The sequence below is a fragment of the Nostoc sp. FACHB-892 genome, assembly GCF_014698795.1.
Lineage (GTDB): Bacteria > Cyanobacteriota > Cyanobacteriia > Cyanobacteriales > Nostocaceae > Nostoc.
In genome coordinates this window covers 1-21,715 of the sequence record NZ_JACJTR010000035.1, presented here as the reverse complement: position 1 = coordinate 21,715, position 21,715 = coordinate 1, and the positions used below count along the sequence as shown (strand labels likewise).

Genomic DNA, 21,715 nt, shown 5'->3' with positions numbered 1-21,715 from the left:
ATATTATTAATTTTTCGATGAGTTTATTTCAGCAGAACACAGACTAGCAAATAACGCAGCATCGGCGATAACTTGATCGGACTTTGCCGTCAAGACGACTGTACCATCAGATTTCTTTATTAAAGCTTGCGCCTCTATGATTGGTGTAGCCTCTTGAGCTATGAATTTTAGTTCTCCTGAACTATTGTTAGCTGCTAGACCTGAAAGAGAATTATCTTGCCAAATAGGGCTATTAGATGGCAAATCGTTAGGGCTAGGTAATAAGTTATCAATCCCAGTAACGACAAACTTATTTTTCCCTCCACCTGATCTACTTTGACAAACCGATGCAATTTCAAGAGTTGCACGAATCGCTTCTGGTTCTGCTTTAGCCTGTACAGGATTACTAAATAAGCTGTTGATCTGAATCGTACCATTCAATCCGAACCGTGAACTAGCTGTAATTTTGCTATCAGGAGAAAGGAATAGTCCTTTGGTATCAATTCTAATATTACCGCCTTGCCCTTCAAAAGCATTCGCTGTAATGCTGCTATTTTTTATTGCAACTAAGATATTTGTATTGATGATGATGTTGCCACCGTCACCATTAGTACCTTGTTGTCCAGCAGTCGCAGAAATACTGGCATCGTTTAGTTGAACATATTTTGAGTTAACAGCAATATTTCCACCTTGACCAACAGCAGTAGTTGCGGTAAGACCTCCGTTATTTGAAATGTTGATTGTATCAGCGTTAATATTAATTATCCCAGCATTGCCAGAACCATCATTCTTGACACTAATTAATGCGCCATCTTCAATATTTAAATTCTTAGTATTAATCGTTACACTTCCCGAATCTCCTCTCAATTCTGAAGGCAGGAGATATAGCTCTTGAAAAGCTTTATCGGAATCAATAACAGATGAATTGATAAGACTGGGATTTACAGCACCTGGAACTCTACCTATTACATCGATAGAATCAGAAGCATTAATTATAAGGCTATCAGCTTTTCCAGTTGAACGAGTAGAAGTATTAATTATTCCGCCATCCCTAACCGTTAACTTTTTTGTATTAACTATTAATTTACCACTATTACCACTGCTATAAGTTGCAGTAGCCAAAGAGCTTGGAGTAAAGACATTTGGTACTACTCCAACAAGTTCTATAAAGTTTTTAGAATTTACAGTTACATCCCCTCCAGAGCCACTTCCAAGAGATAGAGAACCAATAATACCTCCATCTTTGGCACTTAAAATTCCTGTTGAAAGGATTAGATTACCTGCATTACCAGAGCCAGAAGCTCTAGTAAGAATAGTACTAGAAAGCTGTGAAGCGCCCGATAAGGACCCAATTACTTGAGTAGATTCAAGAGTATTCACTGTTAAGTTCCCACCTTTGCCAGTACCAAAAGTTGAAGTTAGGATTTCTCCGCCATCTTGTACAGACAAATTTTTCGTAACCAGTGTAAGATTGCCACTATCTCCAGAGCTAAAGGTTGCAGTAATGATATTACTGGGTAGTTGCAAAATTGAAGAAGAACCGTCAGCAACTTGAGTGAGTTCGGAAGCATTCACAATGAGATCGCCTCCCCTGGCTGCACTATAGGTTTTAGTAATGATTGCTGCTCCATCCTGAAGAATTAAATTTTGAGTTGAAATTTTAATTTTTCCTCCATCTCCTACTAAGGTTTCATTAACCAAGCTAGTAGGAATTGCTCCATTTCGAGAAGTTCCTACTATTTTCAATTGTTCAGAAGCATTTACACTAATGTCACCGGATAATTTATTCCCTTGGTTTTGAATCAAAAAGATTGAGCCATCAACTAGTTCCACATCAGCACCTTGTGCTTGAATGAAACCACTACCGGAGCCACTGACATCTACTATTGACTGTTGAGATAGTTGAATATTTTTAAAGCTAACTGCATCCTCATAGCTTAAAGCCCAACCTCTGTCATCTGTATTAAGGCGTGCTATTCCTTTATCAACACTACCTAACTCAATCCGCCCTCCACTCGCCTCAAGCTTTCCTCCCTCTAAAGCTATGTCACCACCCACTAAAGCTAAAGTCTTCTCTGGTTTGACACGCAAGCCATTTGAGCTAATGGTTCTAATAAATGGTGAGAATGGGTTATTGAGAGTCAGATTGTGTCCTATACCTTGAGCCTGAATTGCGCCTGGATTACCATCAAATCCTAAGCCAATAGGTGCGCTCACTGTTAATAAAGGCTGATTTTGTGGAGTTTTTGCACTGAATTGGCTGCCATCAGCAAAGTTAATCCTGTTAGCAGTGCTAGCTAAGAACGAGCCACCGATATTTAGGGTGGCATTGGGGCCAAAAATAATCCCGTTAGGATTAATTAGAAACAGGTTAGCGTTGCCGTTAGCTTTCAGCAAACCATCAATGTTAGAGATAGATAAACCAGTTACTCGACTAACAATGTTTTGAACATTCAAAGCATTATTAAAGTAGGCGGTGCTACCTGTGGATAAAGAAAATTGCTCGAAGCTGTGAAATAAGTTGCTTCCTACTTGCGTTCCTCCATTAATATTGCTGATATTATCCTGTGGAATAACTAGAGAATTGACAGGTAATGTGTTATCTGGAAGAATCTGTGCCATTGCAGATGAAGATAATAACACATAAGATATCGAAACTAAATGCTGACAAAAAGTAAAAGAAATATTTGAAAAATTTTTCATCTAAACTTTCAATTATACTTAAAATTAACTTCAGTGAGCAAAATTTCTCTGTTAGGACTAGATTGAAGGCGTTACTTCACGACGAAATACAAATAAATTATCTGTTGCCCCTCGTCCTATCCTGATTTCTTCATCTAAGTAGGAGGTTATCCATAAAGCCTCTTTTTGTAGGAATTCTAATACTGGTATTTTTAGCTCAGGAAAGCTCCAATTAGACAACCCAAAAGGTTTTGTTGCTTGGATGGAAAATGAGTTAAAGGACACTGTGGCAGTTTTCTCATCTGTGCCCCATTTCCAATGTCCATTAGCTTGTAACTGCCACTCACCTAAAATAGGTAATTCAAGCTGGGCGCTGTTAGAGGCTAAGATGTTTCTGGTATTGCTGCCACTAGCCAATGTTTGCCACACTCGTTTAATTTTGATTGCACCCCAAAAATCTGGAATTGATGCGATCTGACGTGTGACAATTGTCCCTTGAGATGCATACACTAATTGCCAGTTACCAAATAGAGAAGGAAGATAGTTAGCCTGAAGTGCGTGCGGAATCGGATTTATGCTTTCCAAGTGTCGCACCAGTTTATCAATAGATTCATCAGGAATCGGAAATAGGCTTTGCTGTAATCCTAATTTATCTATGCATTGCAGAAGCTCAGATTTTAAGGCAAGTCTCGTTGCGTCATTCTCTACCATATCTTGATTCATTTGAATGCGGTTGTATACATTGCTGCCAATACCAAACGCTAGTAATCAATGATGTTTATATCTCATACAAGTCAGTTTGGTTATTTATTTTTATGAGTTATATAGTCCACGTTCCATGCTGAACTCCAATAATATGACTGTAAAAAACCTCACAATTTGAGAATTGGCATCTATTATGACTGAATTTATCATGCGGTATTAATAAAGAACTTTAGTAATTATACCTGGATTGTAAAATTATAATAGTAAGAAATAAAAATGTTAAGTATTTATAAGAAGTGGTGTAAAAGTTAAAGTCCTGATTCAACAGTGAGGTTTCTTTGTTAAAACTCTTGACAGTTGAATTGTGTAATTTGTTATGTGTTTATTCGCTGGTATACCATAGTTACCGTAATATCGATATATATCTACAGATGTATATAAATAAAGCAGTTATACTATATTAAAGCTGCTCCATGCGTACATTTGGAAGTTCCAGCATTAAGACCTCTAATTGGCATATTAGGATTTCCAAAAATAAAATACAGCTTATGTGAGATGGGGTACGCCCCGCCTTCTTACGATGTCTACGACGGGCTGTTTGTTGTCGCAGATTGTATCGTTCCACACATCGTACTTTTGAAGAATACTGCCGAGTTCGCTCTATAGCTTTTCAGGCATCCTATACCTATAGCAGGCGTTGGCGTAGCGTGTCGCAGACAAACCATTGCTTTAATTGCTGAATCGATCTATTTGACATCTTTAGAGGACAAGCTGTCGAATCTTCTGGAGCCTGAGTATAGGGAAAGATAACGCCCTGAACAATTTTGGTAATTTAGCATCTGATGATTATAATAGTTTTACTATGTCTGTAATCAAGTAATAATTCAAGTAATTTATGAGATAATTGTTGGGGATAGGCTTAAAGATTTTACAACTGGTTAAGAAAAAATAAATCTGCTAGATATAAATTTTAGAGAAGCTGTTGAATTTGATAAAGAAAGAGTGCAGTGTTGATGAAAGATAAAGCTTTGGGGCAAGTGGTTTACGCTAAATACAATTTTTCTCGAACTACTAACTCAGTGTAAAGTAATACTTAAATATTATTCTTGATCTTCATCCTCATAATCGAAATCATCATCACCATGTTCTTCATACCACTTTCTTTCTTCCTCCAAAGCAATTTCTCTGTCCATCCTTTTTCTTTCTAGAATTTCCCTTTCTAGAATTTCCCTTTCTAGAATTTCCCTTTCTAGAATTTCCCTTTCAAGCTTTTCTTTTTGGAGCCTTTCTCTTTCAAGCCGTTCTCTCTCTTTGGTTTCTTTTTCTTCTCTTTCTCTCTCAAGCTGAATTAATCGCCGCTCCACTTGCTCACAGTAAAAATCCAAAGCCTTACCTGTGACACCCCCGGTAATTGCACCACCAGCTAAAAAGACGAGTCCAGTTTTCCAGCCGCCAAAGGGATTACCGCTCCACTCCAGAGTATCCTCATTGAACCATACCAGTAGAAAGTAAACGAAAGTTCCAATAACTGTATTGATTAGTGCAAAAACTCTCGGTGTCATCTCGGTTTGACGAAGTATCAGCCACTGCGCCAGACTGAGAATCACACCAAATATTACCGCAGCGATTGCACAGAGAATAACATTACCTGGAAAAGTGAACGGATCTACTGTAAATCTAATGATTAGCGTGATAGTAATCGGAGCAGAGAGCAAAAAGCTCAGGAGTAAGCTAGCACTAATGGCAATAAACCAGTAGCGACCGAGATAACCCAGGCGAAATTCTAACAACGACTCTTGTACTCCAAACAAAGTCATCCAAAATGCAATACCCGCCGTCAAATAATCAAGCATTAGCCGTTGTTTTACCCATGTGTTGAAGAGGGTATTTTCTACAGGGTAAGCGCATCTGAAACCCTATTGACACGGTAGTTTTGAGGTTCACCTAAAGCACAAATAAGTTCAAAATTACTACACTGAGCCAAGGGGTAGGATTGACATTATCGTATTTATGTGGTCAAAAAACATAAAAACCGATTTGACCGATGTTTTTTCAATCATTTACAACAATTCGTCCTATTTTGAATGAAAAGTTGATATTTAGATAGAGTTTGAAACTTCTTGTCTGTATCAAGAGCTACAAAATGAGATGCGCTTACCCTGGGTATTTTCTAGAATAAGCTGAAATGGAATTCAGTTGTCAGAAGTCAGAAGTCAGAATTGAATTCAGGCTCCTGACTTCTGAAGTTTTTCTTGTTAACTGTGGTATTGGACTGATTTTCGTCAAAGTATTCTTTCATCGGTGCAAAATATAAAAAGCAATGAAAAACCCCAACCTGTTTAAAGGATGGGGGCATAAATAAAAACTCTATATTCCATGATGACACAATTCAATATTTGTTCGACTGCTGTCAGCCTGGAGGTGGAATAATGAACAAACCACCATCTAGACGCAAGAAAATTACCCCTGCGACATCTGAAGAACCAAAACTAGCAACCGACCCTGCTCAGGAAAATACTTCTTTTTTGCACGAAAACCCAGCTTCAGCAACTATCACGGTTACGGCTGTTGAAGTAAAAGAGTTGACCGACCAAGAACAAAGCTTACGCTTGCAATTGGAACGCCGTGTAGAACGTGCATTTTTAGAAGCGGGTCAGGCGTTAATGGAGTTGAGAGACAGACGGCTATACCGTTCCACGCACCGAACTTTTGAGGAATACTGCCGCGAACGCTTTGGTTATAGTCGTGATGCGGCGTACTTAAAGATTTCGGCTACTGTCGTTTATGAAAATCTTCAAAAGTTTTTGCCGACTATTGGTCGGCAAATTCCAATGCCGACAAATGAACGACAATTGCGGTTTTTGGCAAAAGCTGAGTTGGAACCGACTGTACAAGCGGATGTATGGCAACAAGCAGTAGAGCAAGCTGGGAATAAGATTCCTTCTGGTCGCATAGTGAAAGATGTTGTGGATAGGATGCGCGAAAGCACGAAAGTACCGAATCCTTACCACATTGGGGAAATATGCATTCTTCTGCCCAAAGATAACCCAGACTTGAGAGGTAAAGCGGGTTATTGGGGAGTAGTCAGCCACGTTGGGGAATACAATTGTACAGTCCAGACATGGGACGGCGACTACACTGTAAAAATCGAACAGATGAAATCACTGAAATTACTTGATGAAGATTGCTTTTTTATGCAGCAGTTGTGTGGGAGGTTACGGCAGTTGCATCAAGTGGCTAGCCGTGACGAGGCTGTAGATTGGCTGTTGGAGGGGTTGGGGAAGCAAGCCAAACCTTATCTGTCATCCTTGCAGGCAAAGCTGCTAGCGGCTGTTGAAAGGGAGTATAACCTTGTGTGGAGACAGCCAAAGTAAACTTGATTGTTAATGCAGCAATTCAAAAATTACCTTATTGTATGAAAGCGGTAAGCGAGCGCGGAGCGTCTGGCAGAGTTGTCACGCCGGAATGGCTTATCGCTTCAATGAAAGTATATAACTCAATACTTGTTGCAATTGATGAGGTTAAACTTAAAAAGCCCTGATAAAAGTTCAGGGCTTTGCTTTATATGCGGTTTATTAAATGCCAGCCGAAAATTTGTGCCAGCGCTTTTCTATAGAATTAATCATCCCTGAATCGCTTGGTTAAAGATAGCAGAGAACTACCCATTTTTTACCTGTTTTACCTGGGTAGTGATTTAATAAATTCTTTAGATTTGCATATATCTCCACTCTGCGATGGCGTACCCGCCATGAATCGGTGGCGTTCGTCGAACGCGAGTGCGTCTGGTAGAGAAGACGTACCGAACGCGAGTGCGTTCCGCAGGAAAGGCATTGCCTCTCGAACGCGAGTGCGTCTCTGAAAGAGAAGAGAAGGTATCGCTTGCAGGTAAATTCCTCTGCGGTATGGTATTTGGTTAAAGCAGGGCAAAGATGATACCAATTCGCTTTTTCGCCCATTCGCAATTCGCACTCTTGCTAACGCCCCGCTCCGCTAACGCAATGACGCTCTCTACGAGACGCTGCGCGAACGCGGACTCGCTACCGCTACGCTGTTTTCATGCCCAAAGGGCTGTACGCAATTAAAAAACTTAGATGCAGCGAAGCTTTCAGGGGTTACATCTGTATCAGATTTTTCGTGAAATGGTATGAGTAGGGAATGAGGAGTGTCCTTTTATAGCCGCCATAACTGGACAGTCTACACCGCTTGAAGCCCCATTCTCGAGTTGATAGTTGTCTCAAAAAGATTACTGGCAGGTAATTTGATAATAATTTCACTTTAATACTAAGTATTAATTATAAGAAGAAGCCGACTATGAGTTAGCTAAGGATTTACAAGTGTGCGATTCATGAAGCTGAATTTATCGCACCGTAGACGATCGCTTCATCGCAGCTATGCCAAAGGTAGTGCTAAAAAATCCGCTTCAAGTTAGCACTACTTGGAATAACCCCCAACCCTTGTACAGACTGGTGTATAGAGAGGTATAGATTTTGCTATGAGAGTAAAAAATCTAATTACGGTAGTTTAAGAATTCGTATTAAAGTAAGCTAAAAAAAGCTCCGCTACGAAGCGGTCTTAGATGATGTTTAAAAGTATTTGGCTGTATCTAAGACTTATTGATTCCCCCAATACCCAAGCTAGTCGCTCATGGGGGAAACCCCTGTTACTGCGCCCACTCCGCGATAAAATGTTCTAGAACCGGAATCTAAGTCCTCCAATTTACCGGGGAATTTAGGAGGTTCAGAACTTTTTGATACCTACAATAAAACTTTTCAAACATCAACAAGGAGGAACATCCAGAACTAGTGTGCTTGTTGGAAATCCCTAAAGAGTAATGCCTTGCACACTTTCCTGTGGAGGAACGCCAAAAAAGGCAATTTCCTCAACATTCAATACATTCAACGTGAACTGATCGCGCTTAATAGTGTAATTGTTCGAGCTGCCTAGAATGGTGTAATCACTTTTGACATCAGGCAGAATTAGTTTGTCCCATCCCGAACCACCATTGATTGTGGCATTACCGTAACCAACATCAAATGTGTCGGCTCCAGATCCACCCTTAATCACGACATCGGCAATAGCGCCTCCTTGGTGTGAAACGGCATTACTGCTATCATCAATTAGACGGGCTTTGAAGTAATCGTTACCGTTTCCGCCATCAATTGTGCCACCTTGGATGCCAATTTTGGCACCATACCCAGTAAGGCTATCATCTCCTGCCCCTCCACAAATGATGCCATTAGTATTAACAATACCTATGCCTTTACTAATGCCAGTACCGACAAGGGTATCGTTGCCATCGCCTAAACTGATGCTGCCACTGTTAACAATGCCTGTACCTACACCAGGTTCATAATCCCCAAAAGGGCCATTGTCCCCTGCACCGCCGGTGCCTGTGCCAGAGATTAAGTCGTTTCCCTGCCCTCCACTTATGGTGCTACCCTTACTGTTAGAGATTCCTATACCGTTACCTGAAGGGGTATTAAGCCTATCGGGCGATGCTAACGCGTTACCGCCCTTGCCGATACCAGTAATAGAATCGTTTCCAAGACCTCCACTAATAACGCTACCATCACTGTTGAAGATGCCTGTACCATCTCCTCCAAAAAAACTACTAGTTCCAGTTCCCTTGATGGAATCCTTCCCTTCTCCTCCATTAATATCGCTGCCACCACTGTTGAAGATTCCTATACCAGCAACTCCAGATTGTCCATTTCCAGTTCCAAAGATAGAGTCGTCCCCAAAGCCTCCATCAATGCGGCTATCCTGAGTATTATTGATGCCTTTAGCAAAGCCTCTTACAAAATCGCCGCCTCTGTTTCCGGTCCCGGAGATCAGATCTTTTCCGTCTCCTCCATTAATGTAGCCGCCTTGAGTGTTAGAGATACCTATACCAGGTGCAGAGCCTAGATAGTCGAAACCGCCAGTGCCAGTGCCAGAGATAGTATCATCTCCTTTCCCTGCATTGATGATGCCACTGTTAGCAATGCCAGTGCCAGTGCCTGCGTCCGAGAAATCTTCGTCGCCACCAGTGGCACTACCCTTGATAGCGTCGTTACCTCCTCTAGTATCGATGACTCCGTTTTTTAGAACCTCAATTCCAATTGCTGGGAATGCATTATCCTCTTGTCCCACCACTAGATCAGAACCAGAAGTGCCTTCTAATGGGGGCAAAGAAACAATTAGTCTGGACATAATATAATTTTCCGCTTCCGGTGTGTGATGTGTGTGTAACTTTCGGCAAGCTGTAACTTTTGGCATGCGCTTTAGTGCTGCACACTGTTTGTTTAATTCGGTATTTTCTCTCTTAGTGCAATAACACCTTTAGAACAGCTCCTTCCTTATTTCATGGGAATGAAGTATTTTTATGCACATCTCCCGATCTTTTTTACAGGATCTTGAAAAGAGGTCATCTAATCCAAGGGCGTAAGTTCTGGCGGTTAGGGCGGAAGCATTGCTGCCTCCTTCCCCCCTCAGAACCGGACTTACGAGTTTCCAGGTATCCGGCTCAAGCAAGTCACTATGGCTATGTTGTTCCAAGATGGATTTGTTGATGGCACAGGAGGTGAACCAACTGGAGGTTTACGTATGTGTCTTTACTACCATCAATTTTTGGGATTTTTTCGACGGTTCTATATTTGCGTTCGACAGCTTGACATAAGAAGGCTAACATTTGTTTAAGAGCAAATAGTTGGCGATAAATCAAACGCCCACCTTTTCTTTTAAGGCTAATTCTTACCCAAAGAAGATTTACCCAAATATTAACCAGAATAAAAGATATACCAACAAACAGTAATCTTAATACAGGACAGATGAGTATTAAACGTCGGGAATTTTTACTTTTATTCGGGGGAAGCGCTAGTGCTGCTGCACTGGGTTCGCTAGTGGGCTGTGAGAGAAAAGCTGCGGTAACATCCCCAGGTGCAACACCTGTAACTCAGCCTGGATTCACCTTTCAACCCATTAAAGGGCCAATTCCTCTACAAACAGATGGATTGAAGTTAGAACAACAGAAACAAAATTACAATACCTATGAAGTAGTTGATGATTTGGTATTACCAGAAAATTTTCAATATCAAGTTATTGCTAGTTGGGGAGATCAAGTCGGCAATTCTCGCTTTGGTTATAACAACGATTACTTGTCTTTTATTCCCATTAATGATGAAGAGGGATATCTATCAATAAATTTTGAATATATTAGTACACTTCCCTGGATGCAAACCTACCAACAGGTGATTGGTAAATCCCTACCGTTGGAAGAAGTAAAGGCGGCGCTGAAAAAGCAAGCATCAGGGAAAAGTGAGATTAATGCTTTCGCTTTACCAGATGAAGACCCAATTAAAGCACAAATTCGCCTAATTTGTACGGAAGCACTTTTAGATCAGGGATTAGGTATTATTTCGATTCGTAAAAACGCCAATGGCAAGTGGGAAAGGACTAACTCACCAGCCGATAGGCGGATTAGTGGTATTTCTGGATTGTCTGATGGAAAGTATTTAAAAGCCACAGGTCCGGCTGTTAGGGTATTTCGCAAACAACAGGGACAGGGATACATAGATAAATTAGGCGATCGCATTATTGGGACTTTTGCTAATTGTGCTGGAGGAACAACTCCTTGGGGTACAGTATTGAGTGCCGAGGAAAATTTCCAAACCCAACTACCTGAATCAGTCTATGCTGATGGTACTTCTTTTGACCCCGGTAAGCGACCCTTTGCCTTTGATGATGAAGAATTTTACGGCCAAGGTAATGTCTTGGGGTTAGCTGCAAATAAATATGGTTGGATAGTCGAGGTAGACCCTGCTAATCCCCAAGACTATGGTACAAAACATACATGGTTGGGACGCTACCGCCATGAAGCTGTAGGGATAAGGGTAGAGACAGGAAAACCATTAGCATTTTATTCTGGGTGTGATCGCCGAGGCGGACATATCTATAAATTTGTCAGTAGCAAAACGGTAAGCAATCCCAAAGATAAAGCCAATTCCCAACTTTTGCAGCAAGGAATGCTTTACGCCGCCAAATTTAACCCCGATGGTACAGGACGCTGGATAGCCCTGAAATCAGACACACCAATTGACCCAAGTATCCCCAGCAATATAGCTGGTAATTTAGTTAGCCTCCCCAGAGGCCCTGTAACTCCAAACCAAAAAATCACCCCTAGAAAGCCCCAAAGAAAACTTCTTGACCCCATACCCAGCGGTTATTTAGAAGTTCGCAAAGACGAAGAAATCATCCAGTACAAACAGAAATTCAAACAACTTAATGCCCTGTATACAGGGAATGCCGAAGAAAAACAAGGCACAATCCTCATAGATGCACACTACGCTGCTAATGCCGTTGGTGCAACCTGTACAGCCCGTCCTGAAGACACCGAAGTTGCCCCTAACGGCGACTTATATATTTCCTTCACCTCCGGTTCCCATGACAAACAAGGAGGACCCGACCTGCGGATATTTAAAAGTCCTAAAGGCGAAGCCCCCTATGAATACGGTTGGATAATGCGCCTCACCGAAGACGGTAACGATCCCGCCGCTAACACCTTTCGCTGGCAAATGATAGCTACAGGAGGCGAACCCGCAACAGGTGGTTTTGGTTTTGCCAACCCAGATAATTTACTGCTAGATCGGAATGGGAATCTCTGGATGGTGACAGATATTTCAACATCAAAAACTAATAGCGCTGTCAAGAGTCGCACAAGCGATGACGGCAAACCTACAAGCATTTCTGGTCTATTTGGCAACAATTCTATCTGGTATATTCCCACAAGCGGTGACAACGCTGGCAAAGCTTTTCTCTTTGGTATGGGGCCGATGGAATGTGAAACCACAGGTCTTTGCTTTACACCAGACGAACAAAATATGTTTTTGTCGATACAGCATCCAGGAGAAGCAAATGGGATTCGTAAAAATCAGGCAATAGAAACCAGGGAATTTCTCGTCACCACCATAACTGGGGAAGAATTTACACAAACCCGTCAAGTCCCCATCGGTTCCAACTGGCCTAGTAAAGATTCTAACGCGCCACCAAAACCGACAGTGGTAGTTGTGACAAAATCTGCTAGTGCCTAAACTGAACTTCACCCAAGAAAAAAGAGCTAACTGTTAACCGTCATTCCGGTGGCGAAAGATGAGCAAGGGCGAACTGTTGCAGAGGTGATGGCTTATGGCAAAGGTGGGGTTGAGGTTAGCTTTAGGGAAGAACTGCTTAAGAGCGGCTTGGTTAATACGCGTCAGTCTGGGGTGGAATGCCTGAATCAGATAGCTTTTGAGAATGCTCAAAGGTTGGCGGTGTCCAAGGGCAAGCCGCTACGTGTCTAAAGTGAGAGTGTGGAGTTTGAACAAATAAAATCTGCGTTCAAACAATCATTTCTGTAAATAACCTTGAGACTGATACCACATAACTGTATCTTTCAATGTAGCTGTCAAAGGTCGAAAACTGACTCCCAATTCTTGCATAGCTTTAGCTGAACTTAAGTTCGCTGTTTCTAATAAGGTTTGGACACCAACAAATGGCATAGGGTTGACACTACCTGTTAAACCTGCCCAGATTTCTAACAACCATGCAATTGAGAGTGCAATCCCATCAGGAATTACCATCTTCGGAGCCTTCACCCCGGAAATCGCTTCTAATTCTAAAGCAATATCTTTCATAGTTTTTAAGGAACCTGCTACGATGTAACGCTCACCCCGTTTTCCTCGTTGGGAAGCACTAATCATCGCTGCCGCTACATCCCGAACATCAGTCAAACAAGCACCACCATTAACTATTCCCGGCAGTTTACTGCCCAATAGATTTAACACCAACTGCCCCGCAGAAGTCGGTGCAGCATCGTAAGGTCCCATCATCCAGCCAGGCAGAATCATGACTACATCCATTCGACTAGTTTCTAGAAACTGATAAATTTCTTTTTCTGCCAGAACTTTAGTTTTGAAGTAGAGGTTTTTTTGAGCGAATTTGCTGTAAGGGGCGGTTTCAGTTGCCGCTTGATGGGGATAGGTTTGGATAACGCCACTGGATGAGGTGAAAACTGTTCTTGCTACGCCTTGTGCCTCTGCCGCTTGCAAAAGTTCAATTGTGGCATCCACATTGATGTGTTTCATCTTCTCCCAGTGACCACCCGGCTGATAATACTCCCGGAAAAAGGCTGCGGTGTGAAATACGACATCTACTCCCTTTAATGCTGGAGCAAAGGCAGGCACATTCTCAATATCACCCTGAATAAATTCAACCCGGCTATTTGGCTGAAAACGTTTAGCCTTATCAATAAATCTCACCAGCCCTTTGACTTGCCATCCTTGTGAAACTAGCAATTGGCAAAGATTACTACCCAGCAAACCTGTTGCTCCCGTCACAAATGCTGTTTTACCATTCATGCTCTTTATCTCCTAGTGATTGTATTGCTTGTAGATTTCGTCCCAACTTTGTTAATGTGAGCTATTACTCGTATTCATATTAGGCAGTATATGAGCAAAAGCTCACATAGTCAATCTCCAAGCAATAAAGCACCCAACTCACCAGTTTCATGTGACGATTCAATATCTCAAAAAACTCGTCGCCATCCTTCCGGCAAGCGTGGTCAGCAACGACGTGATTTAATTCTAGATACCGCCGCCGATTTGCTGGTCGAAGCAGGAGTAGAAGCTATCAACACTAATGTCTTAGCCGAGCGTGCTGGTATTTCTGTTGGCTCGGTGTATCAGTATTTCTCAAATAAGGAAGCAATCTTAACTGCTTTGGGAGAGCGATATATACAACAATTAAGTAACAATACAATAACTGTTTTACAGCAGGATGTTTCCGGTTTAGATTTTGCTACTATCGTTTCGCGGGTGATTGACCCGATGGTTGCTTTTGAACGTCAATATCCGGCCTTTAGACATCTTAATGCTGGGCAAGAAGGGCAAATTACGCTGGCCCAAGGGGCTCAAAGAGTTGAGCAAGAAATATTAACCAATATATATAATTTACTTCTACGGGTTAGACCTCATCTCAGTCCTATCCAGGGATTACAGATTGCAAGGGTAATGAAAGCCCTTTATAAAGGTATGAGTTATCTCATTGGACAGGAACAAGAGATTCACATTCAAGGTGGCGATGTTAATAGTCTAATTGCTGATCTCAAACGGATGATGACAGAATATTTAGAGAAAAATTTAGGTTGATGGCTTTTCATCACCGTTCGCAACCCACGCCATCCCCATCTCTATCAAACCCGTGTGGGTCTGGTGGAACCACTTTAAATCTGCGATAAGGAATATCAGGACAATTCAAATCAGCCGAATTTGGTGGAACGCAAATATCTGGGTACGATGGATCGTACTGTTGTGTTTGCGATCGCGTATTTGTTGCTTGAGTTGTTTTCTTACCTCGCCGGAAATCCCAATGCATCACAGGCTGAGATTGATTCCAAAATTCTAGCTTCTTACTTTTAGCATTAGCTTCGGCTTGAAGAAGCTGTTTTTTGGTACTGTTGCACCCCTGGAGATACTGGCGATAAACAAGGCATCACCGTGCCGAAAGAGATAATTTGTACGCTTTGGCTAAAACCAAGATTGGACAAGCTTTACAAGAAGTGCTGTCTACCATCAAATTTGTGAAATAACTATGGTTATGCTGCTAGTTTTGATCTAGTTTGAACGAAAAATCGTCGTTTCAGGCACAAGAAATTTTCGATTAGTACTATTTTCCCGGATTGGCACGGTGATGCCGAATTTGACAAAAGGGAAAAAATAAATTATTTTCCATTTCAACTCTCTATAGTTATTGTTGAGAGTTCTAATTCTTGTGCTTAAATTTCAGAATGCCCATTATAGCAGTTGCCAAAAATCCAAAGATAGTTCCAGGCTCAGGTACAGATTTTACATCATCAATTGAGAAAATTGTTGTACTTCCACTGACCTCATTAGCTGTCACCAACAAAGGTTTACCATTGGGACTATTAACGGCTGAGATAAATAATAGACCTTCTGGCCCTAAGTCCCCTACCTCTGGATTAGTTTTATCGTTTATGGTTGGACTAACTGTGAAATCACGATTGTTAGCGTAGTTAACGAAAGTAGGATTGAGTGGATCGGTAATATTATAAACCATCACACCACTAATACGCTCTAACCCAACGAAAGCGTAAAAGCGACCATTAATTTCGGCAATTTTGACATCTTCTGGTTCTGGGCCTTTGTTGTCGCTACGATCATCAAAGTTGTTCTCTTCATTATTAGAGTTAAAGAAGTTCGGTAACAGTTGGGCAGTAATTTGCTCAAAATCATCGCTACTGTCGTAAACTTGCTTGAGTTTTTTTGTTGCTTCATCCCACTCCCAAATTGAGAAAGAACGACCACCAAAAGCGTAAATCTTTTCAAACAAACCATCGCCATCTTCATCACCAAGAGTGTTGGTGACTGTTAAACGACCCAGGTTGCTATTTTGTTTTAAAGCACTAGCATTAGGGAAAGCTGTAGGGTCGAGTTGATAAGCATTATTACCCACCCTTACTTCTTCTGAAAAACCATCGTAAGCACGAGCATCACCTTCGTTAGCTGTGACAATATAGGTTTTGCCGTTGACTTTGTAGGAAGTTATACCATCAGGTTGGTACATCCCCAAGACAGGCCAGTTAGCAATGTTGATAGCATTATCGCGATCGCTGGCATCAATGCCGTTTCCTGGTAGGCTATGATCTTTAAAGCCTAAAGGTAGAATATCGGTAATTTGATTGTTAATTAGGTCGAGGACGGCGATCGCATTATTTTCTTGCAACGACACCCAAGCCTTTGTAGAATCTTCAGAAACAGTGATATATTCTGGTTCTAAATCTTGAGCAACGGTAGCATTAGGGCCAAAAATTCTCACTCCCGCAGTTCGCAGCTGATCGATCTGGCTGTTAAATTGCGTAAAGCCAGCGTTAACTACACTAAAATCAGTAAGATTTATAATACTGACTGAGCCTTCTGGGTCAACGCTATTGGGCTGATTGTAACTATTTGGTTCACCCTCGTTAGCTACTAACACACGAGTTCCATCGGGTGTAAAGGTGAGCATATCAGGCAAAGCTCCCACGGCGACAGAATTTAAGAAATCACCGTTGGCGTTAAAAAACACTGCTTTACCTGGATCTTGGGTCACAGATCCTTGCACTGCCGCAGCCAGTAAGCCATTTTTGAAAGTAACGCTATTAGCCCCGCCACCATAGGCAGTTATATCGATACTTTTAAATAGTGAAGGCTGAGTTGGGTCACTAATATTGATGATGTCAATACTCTTAGTACCTCCATTGACCACAAATAGCCGTTGCGTTACAGGGTCATAAGTGGGGATTTCTGCCCCTCCTTCATTAAAGATACCTGTACTATAAGTACCAATAGTTTTGAGCGACAACGCTGCTGCTGGCGTTGTCATTGCTCCCAACAAAATGGCAGATGGAACTAGTAGGCCGACAAGCTTTTTGATAGTCATAATTTGAGGAATGTTAAATGTTTAACTTTTTTGATGTCAGTCAGACAAGCAGACACTCCTTACTGCTAATCAATCGCACAAAAATATCTCTACACAGCTAGTTACTAGCTGTGTGGATTTGTCTTATCTCTGCGTCGGGTAGACTAAATTAGCCTAGCCGGAAGTAGTCACGCTGAGTTAGATGAACCATCAATCATAGGTACATCTGCAAAATTATGAGTTTTAAGTTAATTAATTACTAACTAAAGGTTAACTAAAAATTAAAACAAGTATTTTTACGGAAACTTTAGGTTAATTAAAGATTAAAGGGAGTATTTTTACGGAAACTTTATAAAACTAAAGCCACCACTGACGGGGTGAAATGAGCAGTCGAACAGAAACTTACGCGCTTTTCGCCTTTACTGAAAAAATTAAAATGCCCACTTGAAACTTATAAATTATTAGACTTTTATCACGCAGCATTACATTTACAAGACTTTGCTGATGCTGCACTTAGCACAAATAATGAACAACAACAAGTAGAGCGATGCCTACGGCGGAAAGCTACGCCCACGCCATTGCTTAATTATGAAACTAAATAATATATAAGTTTTTCATCTTATTTGGGACTTTATTTAATTTCAGATAATCACCTAAATAATTACCAGATGTTAATGCAATATTCACAGCTTTTTAACCTCTGTTTATACAATCAAAGCTATATTACGATTGGTAAGTTTTACTTAATTTCTGTAACTTTAACAGAAACAATTGTAGTTTTTTAGAACAAATAAATTAGTAACAAATGAAGAAGTCTCAGTTTTCCCTGGCTATTTTACCTATTGCTGCTGGTACAGCAATATTTTTCACTCTGCTTAATTATCTACAAAAGCCACTAACTGCCCAAACCTCAAGTGTTCATTTGAGAATGGGTAATCCTAGTAGTGCTGGTAGTAGTTTTAGTAATCTTTTGTTGAGCAAATCTCAATATGCGGTTTCTTATAACTGCTTTAGAGGAACCCCAAATTGGGTGAGTTGGCAGTTAAACAATTCATGGTTAGGAAGCGCACCTCGCCAAGATGATTTTCGTGCAGATACTACATTACCTTCAGGCTGCTACCGAGTCACTTCTTCCGATTACACTGGCAGTGGCTTTGACAGAGGACACATGACTGCTTCAGCAGATAGGACAAATACTATTGCCAATAACTCTGCTACTTTTTTAATGACGAATATAATTCCTCAATCACCTGATAATAATCAGGGTCCTTGGGCGGCGCTAGAAAACTATTCTAGAGATTTAGTAAACCAGGGGAAAGAACTTTATATTATTTCCGGTTCCTATGGTACTGGTGGAACAGGTTCTAGTGGAACAAAAAACACAATTGCTAATGGTAACGTTACAGTTCCGACCAGAACATGGAAAGTTATTGTAATATTAAATTCACCAAATTCTGATGCTAGCAGCGTCAATACTAGCACAAGAGTAATTGCTGTCAATATGCCAAATACACAAGATATCAGAAATGTGGATTGGAGAAACTACAGAGTCAGTGTTGATTCTATCGAAACGAACACTGGTTACAATTTGCTCTCTAATGTCTCTACATCTGTTCAAAGTACAATTGAAGCTAGAGTTGACAATTTGTAAGAATAGTTAGCTCACTTAAAACTTAAAGCCTGTCTGTATTTATAGACAGGCTGATGATTTCTGGGTTAGGTTTCTACAACTTTTGTAGAAATTCCGGCTAAATCCCCAGATGAAGTTTTACCAACAATATAGACATCAATACTTATCGTGCCTATGCGATAAACCTGAATATCAATCAGATTATCTTTTAATGTTTTGGCAAGTGATTGATACTTTTGTACATTTTGTTTTTGTATTTCATCGTGCCATTCTTTTTCCTGGGCACAGTTATGAAATAAATAATCTAGTTCTACTTCTTCAACTGAGGTTTCTAAGGAATGTCCTGTTAATTGGAGAAGTTTTTGAGCGGTCATTGGTTCTTGAGCTTGATTAGACCACAAAAAAGCTTCAAAAGGATACTCTGATTCACTCATCATTAGCAAACTATCAGAGGCTTGCTTGAGCTTTTCAGTAATTTCATTAGTCATAGAATAGAATTCATTTATATACAATATTTGTAATTTAGCATCATTAGTTCTATCAGCAGTATGGTGCTACTTTTAGGTTCGCTAGTTGGCATCATCCTGTCTTTGGTGCAGCCATAAATCATTTGCAATGCAACAGGCGATATTTACGATAAGCTCCGCTAACGCCGGACTGCGATCGCTCCCCCCTAAAGCTCAAGTTTCCTCTCTACGAGACGCTACTCGCGTTCGCTTGTAAATAGCGATTAAAAATCCAATAGATAAAACAGCCTTGAGGTGTGAAGACAGCGATCACTGTTTTCACTTATCTCCATAACGCCGGATTTTTTTATTGGGGCAATCGCTTTTCCCAGAACCGTCATACCTCAAGGATGTTGCTGGTCATAATTGGAGAGCTTTTCACCCAGATACTTTGGTTGTGATAAAAATCACCACGCTGTTCTAATGTAAACCCACCCAGCAATAATCCCAACCATACTTCTACCATCGGCATTTCCAACGCACGTTGCAGTTTAACTAAAGAAATCTCATCTTTGACATTTATTAAGTAGTTGGCGATGGCACTTTGCCATTTTGGCACATCTTCATCTGATGCCAAATTGCGGACATCTTCTAAAGTTGTCACCTGATCGAGCATTGCCAAAACATTCGCTTTCTCAACTGGTGCTACTACAGAATCGCCCTCTTCAGTAGAATGTGAAAATTGGTGTGGGCCATGCGATCTAAAGGTTTGTGGTGTTTCCGGTTCAATTAAATCATCTAAATCTAGGTGCATTGTTGTCCGCACTAGACCAGCAAAGAGATTGGTGCTAACAATTGGCCCCAAAAAACTATTGCGATCGCGGGTATCTTGCAACAGCATTTCGGCACGAGACTTGAGAATATCCGCAATCTGACTGAAGGCAAGCGCTGCGGTTGATAACTGTGCCTCCAAGGGTAATGTTTCAAGCTCCGCATCTAAACATTCCCACATCGGTACAAGTGAGGATGTCGCTGGAGATTCGGACAACTCATCAAGCACATCCCAGATTGTTAATTGGTGGTATGTGGTCATTGCTACAATTCAGGATTTAACGGGCAAGGTCGCACTGGGCAGTAGCTTGAGGTAATCTCAAACATATCTTTATATTGATAGAGTGAAACACCATATTGTTTCGCAAACGCCTGCAACACCTGATCTGTATAGGCGCGGATCTTGCCAGCCGTTAGCCCAAAACAGTGAATTGGTTCCAGGCGACAAACAGGTTTTTGCCCTAGCCAGAGTTCTGCCGACATAGCGTGTAATGGTTTATCCCCTGGTTCTTTATACAAATACAGCACTGCAAAATACGTTGCTGGTGGTTCGACTGTTACTGAATCAATTTCTGCTGAATTCTTCTGGGAGCGGTGGCGATAGAATGAGCGGCGATTATGACAGACTTTTGGATTCCAGCACCCATCCCCTTGTGGCCCATGCAGTAGTTTTGCTTGGGTTGTTGGTAGTTTAGAACATAACTGACACTTGGGGTCTAACGGCTTCGGCATACCTTACTCCGCTTCTTCGCCAATCGCGCGATAGTAAGCAGCGATCGCCGCTTCTTGTTCGCTGCGAAGGGTATAGCGCCGAAACGCTTTCTCGCTTTGATGTCCCGTTAGCTTACGAGCATGGCCTGGGTCAACACCCAACAGTAATAAATCAGTGGCGTAAGTATGTCGAAAGGAGTGAGGATGTAAATCCTCAATGTGAGCTATTTCACCGATTTTTTCCACAGCGAAGTAAATGCCGTGATAACTCAAGCGTTCACCTTTGTATGAAGCATGGTGTGAAATCATCAGTGGGCTAAGACTGTTTAACACCTCTCCTTGCTGTTCGCGCGTAAGCAAATACTCTGCTAAAACTTCCCGACTCTCTTTTCGCAGTGGAACTAAGCGTGGTTCATTGGTTTTGGTATCTGGTAAAAACAGCAGCTTGCCATCAAAAGACCCAACATTTAAATCGACAACTTCCCCAGCTCTTAAACCATGACTAAGGATGTGGACAAGCGCAGTATCTCGTTGTTTTGTTTCTCCCAACAATTCCAACGCTGACCACACCCGCTCCATCTGTTCTGGGGTTAAACTCTGGGCTGGTGGCAGTGGTACTTTTTCCAGTTTTATCCCCAGTGTGGGATTAGTAGCAATAATGTCAGGATACGTATAGCACATCCATTTAAAAAAGCTTTTGAGTGCCGCAACTCCGGCATTTATACTGCTTTTTGAAAGGGGATTACCTGCATCAGTCCGCAGTTCATCCCGCAGATACTCTTTATATAGTGCGAAGTGACGGGGGCGTAGTTCATGATAATGCAGCTCACTCCAAGCCAAAAACCTTTTAAGTTCGCGCTCATAAAGCTTGCGGCTGTTGGGTGCGAGATTGTTGCTGCGTAAAAACTCTAGCACCTTTACCCACCGAATATCCGTGGGTGGTCTTCTACTCGCTGTGCGCCCAGAAAACGATGCAGTCTCAGCGTCTAAGGGAATAAGTTTAATCGGAGGTAAGTTATTTAGTTCAGGGTTATTCACAATAATTAAGCGATCGCATGAAATTTAGATAATTGAGTATACCCGATCGCCCCGGCAACACAAAATAAGATACCCTTATCTTTTATCCGACTAAAACTACGATTAAAACCAACGAACCCCAGCAAAGAGGCAGGGGAGTGTGTGACTTACACCATAAGTTGTCCGCGATGGACAGCTTATGGTTGAAAATGGAGCTTTAAAACCTGCTCTTTTTGGGCTTTAATACGTAAATTTAGTAGTTTCAAGTTTTTCAAGCTGCAAA

General features: G+C 41.4%; 18 protein-coding genes. 6 read left to right on the top strand and 12 right to left on the bottom strand.

The window, feature by feature from the left end; genetic code table 11:
- Positions 1 to 6: 6 nt before the first annotated feature.
- From H6G96_RS30075 to H6G96_RS41665, 3 genes are all read right to left on the bottom strand, one after another.
- Positions 7 to 2,682, bottom strand: a complete 2,676-nt coding sequence (locus H6G96_RS30075; protein WP_206757681.1) for a filamentous hemagglutinin N-terminal domain-containing protein — start codon at positions 2,680 to 2,682, stop codon at positions 7 to 9.
- Between the two features lie 57 nt (positions 2,683 to 2,739).
- Entirely contained in the window at positions 2,740 to 3,372 is a 633-nt protein-coding gene (locus H6G96_RS30070; RefSeq protein WP_190916493.1) for a PAP/fibrillin family protein, read from the bottom strand.
- Between the two features lie 1,094 nt (positions 3,373 to 4,466).
- Positions 4,467 to 5,219, bottom strand: coding sequence for a hypothetical protein (locus H6G96_RS41665; protein WP_242063444.1), 753 nt, complete (start codon positions 5,217 to 5,219; stop codon positions 4,467 to 4,469).
- A gap of 576 nt (positions 5,220 to 5,795) precedes the next feature.
- On the opposite strand from H6G96_RS41665, the gene H6G96_RS30060 reads away from it, so the two are divergent.
- Together H6G96_RS30060 and H6G96_RS30055 are read left to right on the top strand one after the other, a co-directional pair.
- A complete protein-coding gene (locus tag H6G96_RS30060) occupies positions 5,796 to 6,740 on the top strand; it encodes a hypothetical protein (RefSeq protein ID WP_190916412.1) in 945 nt (314 codons plus the stop codon).
- Positions 6,722 to 6,907 carry a hypothetical protein gene (locus H6G96_RS30055; protein WP_190916410.1) on the top strand — a complete coding sequence of 62 codons (186 nt, stop codon included), beginning with the start codon at positions 6,722 to 6,724 and terminating at the stop codon, positions 6,905 to 6,907. Before H6G96_RS30060 ends, H6G96_RS30055 begins: the two co-directional genes overlap by 19 nt.
- A gap of 137 nt (positions 6,908 to 7,044) precedes the next feature.
- On the opposite strand, the gene H6G96_RS30050 is transcribed toward H6G96_RS30055, so the two are convergent.
- Positions 7,045 to 7,335 carry a hypothetical protein gene (locus tag H6G96_RS30050; protein ID WP_190916408.1) on the bottom strand — a complete coding sequence of 97 codons (291 nt, stop codon included), beginning with the start codon at positions 7,333 to 7,335 and terminating at the stop codon, positions 7,045 to 7,047.
- Between the two features lie 852 nt (positions 7,336 to 8,187).
- A complete protein-coding gene (locus tag H6G96_RS30045) occupies positions 8,188 to 9,558 on the bottom strand; it encodes a calcium-binding protein (RefSeq protein WP_190916406.1) in 1,371 nt (456 codons plus the stop codon).
- A 617-nt stretch (positions 9,559 to 10,175) separates the two neighbouring features.
- Between H6G96_RS30045 and H6G96_RS30040 the strand changes: the two genes are divergently transcribed.
- Together H6G96_RS30040 and H6G96_RS30035 are read left to right on the top strand one after the other, a co-directional pair.
- A complete protein-coding gene (locus H6G96_RS30040; protein ID WP_190916404.1) occupies positions 10,176 to 12,434 on the top strand; it encodes an alkaline phosphatase PhoX in 2,259 nt (752 codons plus the stop codon).
- A 48-nt stretch (positions 12,435 to 12,482) separates the two neighbouring features.
- Positions 12,483 to 12,683 (top strand): hypothetical protein, encoded by a 201-nt coding sequence (locus tag H6G96_RS30035; protein WP_190916402.1) that lies wholly within the window; start codon positions 12,483 to 12,485, stop codon positions 12,681 to 12,683.
- A gap of 45 nt (positions 12,684 to 12,728) precedes the next feature.
- Here the strand turns inward: H6G96_RS30035 and H6G96_RS30030 are convergent, their stop codons facing one another.
- Positions 12,729 to 13,739, bottom strand: coding sequence for an SDR family oxidoreductase (locus tag H6G96_RS30030; RefSeq protein ID WP_190916400.1), 1,011 nt, complete (start codon positions 13,737 to 13,739; stop codon positions 12,729 to 12,731).
- Positions 13,740 to 13,829: 90 nt separating this feature from the next.
- Between H6G96_RS30030 and H6G96_RS30025 the strand changes: the two genes are divergently transcribed.
- A complete protein-coding gene (locus H6G96_RS30025) occupies positions 13,830 to 14,528 on the top strand; it encodes a TetR/AcrR family transcriptional regulator (RefSeq protein ID WP_190916398.1) in 699 nt (232 codons plus the stop codon).
- A 10-nt stretch (positions 14,529 to 14,538) separates the two neighbouring features.
- On the opposite strand, the gene H6G96_RS30020 is transcribed toward H6G96_RS30025, so the two are convergent.
- Positions 14,539 to 14,754 (bottom strand): hypothetical protein, encoded by a 216-nt coding sequence (locus H6G96_RS30020; RefSeq protein WP_199339796.1) that lies wholly within the window; start codon positions 14,752 to 14,754, stop codon positions 14,539 to 14,541.
- A 387-nt stretch (positions 14,755 to 15,141) separates the two neighbouring features.
- Positions 15,142 to 16,818, bottom strand: coding sequence for a choice-of-anchor I family protein (locus H6G96_RS30015; RefSeq protein ID WP_190916394.1), 1,677 nt, complete (start codon positions 16,816 to 16,818; stop codon positions 15,142 to 15,144).
- A 784-nt stretch (positions 16,819 to 17,602) separates the two neighbouring features.
- Between H6G96_RS30015 and H6G96_RS30010 the strand changes: the two genes are divergently transcribed.
- A complete protein-coding gene (locus H6G96_RS30010; protein ID WP_190916392.1) occupies positions 17,603 to 18,448 on the top strand; it encodes a DNA/RNA non-specific endonuclease in 846 nt (281 codons plus the stop codon).
- A 65-nt stretch (positions 18,449 to 18,513) separates the two neighbouring features.
- On the opposite strand, the gene H6G96_RS30005 is transcribed toward H6G96_RS30010, so the two are convergent.
- The 4 genes from H6G96_RS30005 to H6G96_RS29990 form a co-directional block, all read right to left on the bottom strand.
- Positions 18,514 to 18,915 (bottom strand): nuclease A inhibitor family protein, encoded by a 402-nt coding sequence (locus H6G96_RS30005; protein WP_190916390.1) that lies wholly within the window; start codon positions 18,913 to 18,915, stop codon positions 18,514 to 18,516.
- Positions 18,916 to 19,270: 355 nt separating this feature from the next.
- Positions 19,271 to 19,966 carry a hypothetical protein gene (locus H6G96_RS30000; RefSeq protein WP_190916388.1) on the bottom strand — a complete coding sequence of 232 codons (696 nt, stop codon included), beginning with the start codon at positions 19,964 to 19,966 and terminating at the stop codon, positions 19,271 to 19,273.
- Between the two features lie 2 nt (positions 19,967 to 19,968).
- The gene (locus H6G96_RS29995) at positions 19,969 to 20,436 is read right to left on the bottom strand and encodes a hypothetical protein (protein WP_190916386.1); all 468 of its coding nucleotides are present in this window, start codon (positions 20,434 to 20,436) and stop codon (positions 19,969 to 19,971) included.
- A 3-nt stretch (positions 20,437 to 20,439) separates the two neighbouring features.
- Positions 20,440 to 21,456 carry a tyrosine-type recombinase/integrase gene (locus H6G96_RS29990; RefSeq protein ID WP_190916489.1) on the bottom strand — a complete coding sequence of 339 codons (1,017 nt, stop codon included), beginning with the start codon at positions 21,454 to 21,456 and terminating at the stop codon, positions 20,440 to 20,442.
- Positions 21,457 to 21,715: the final 259 nt, after the last annotated feature.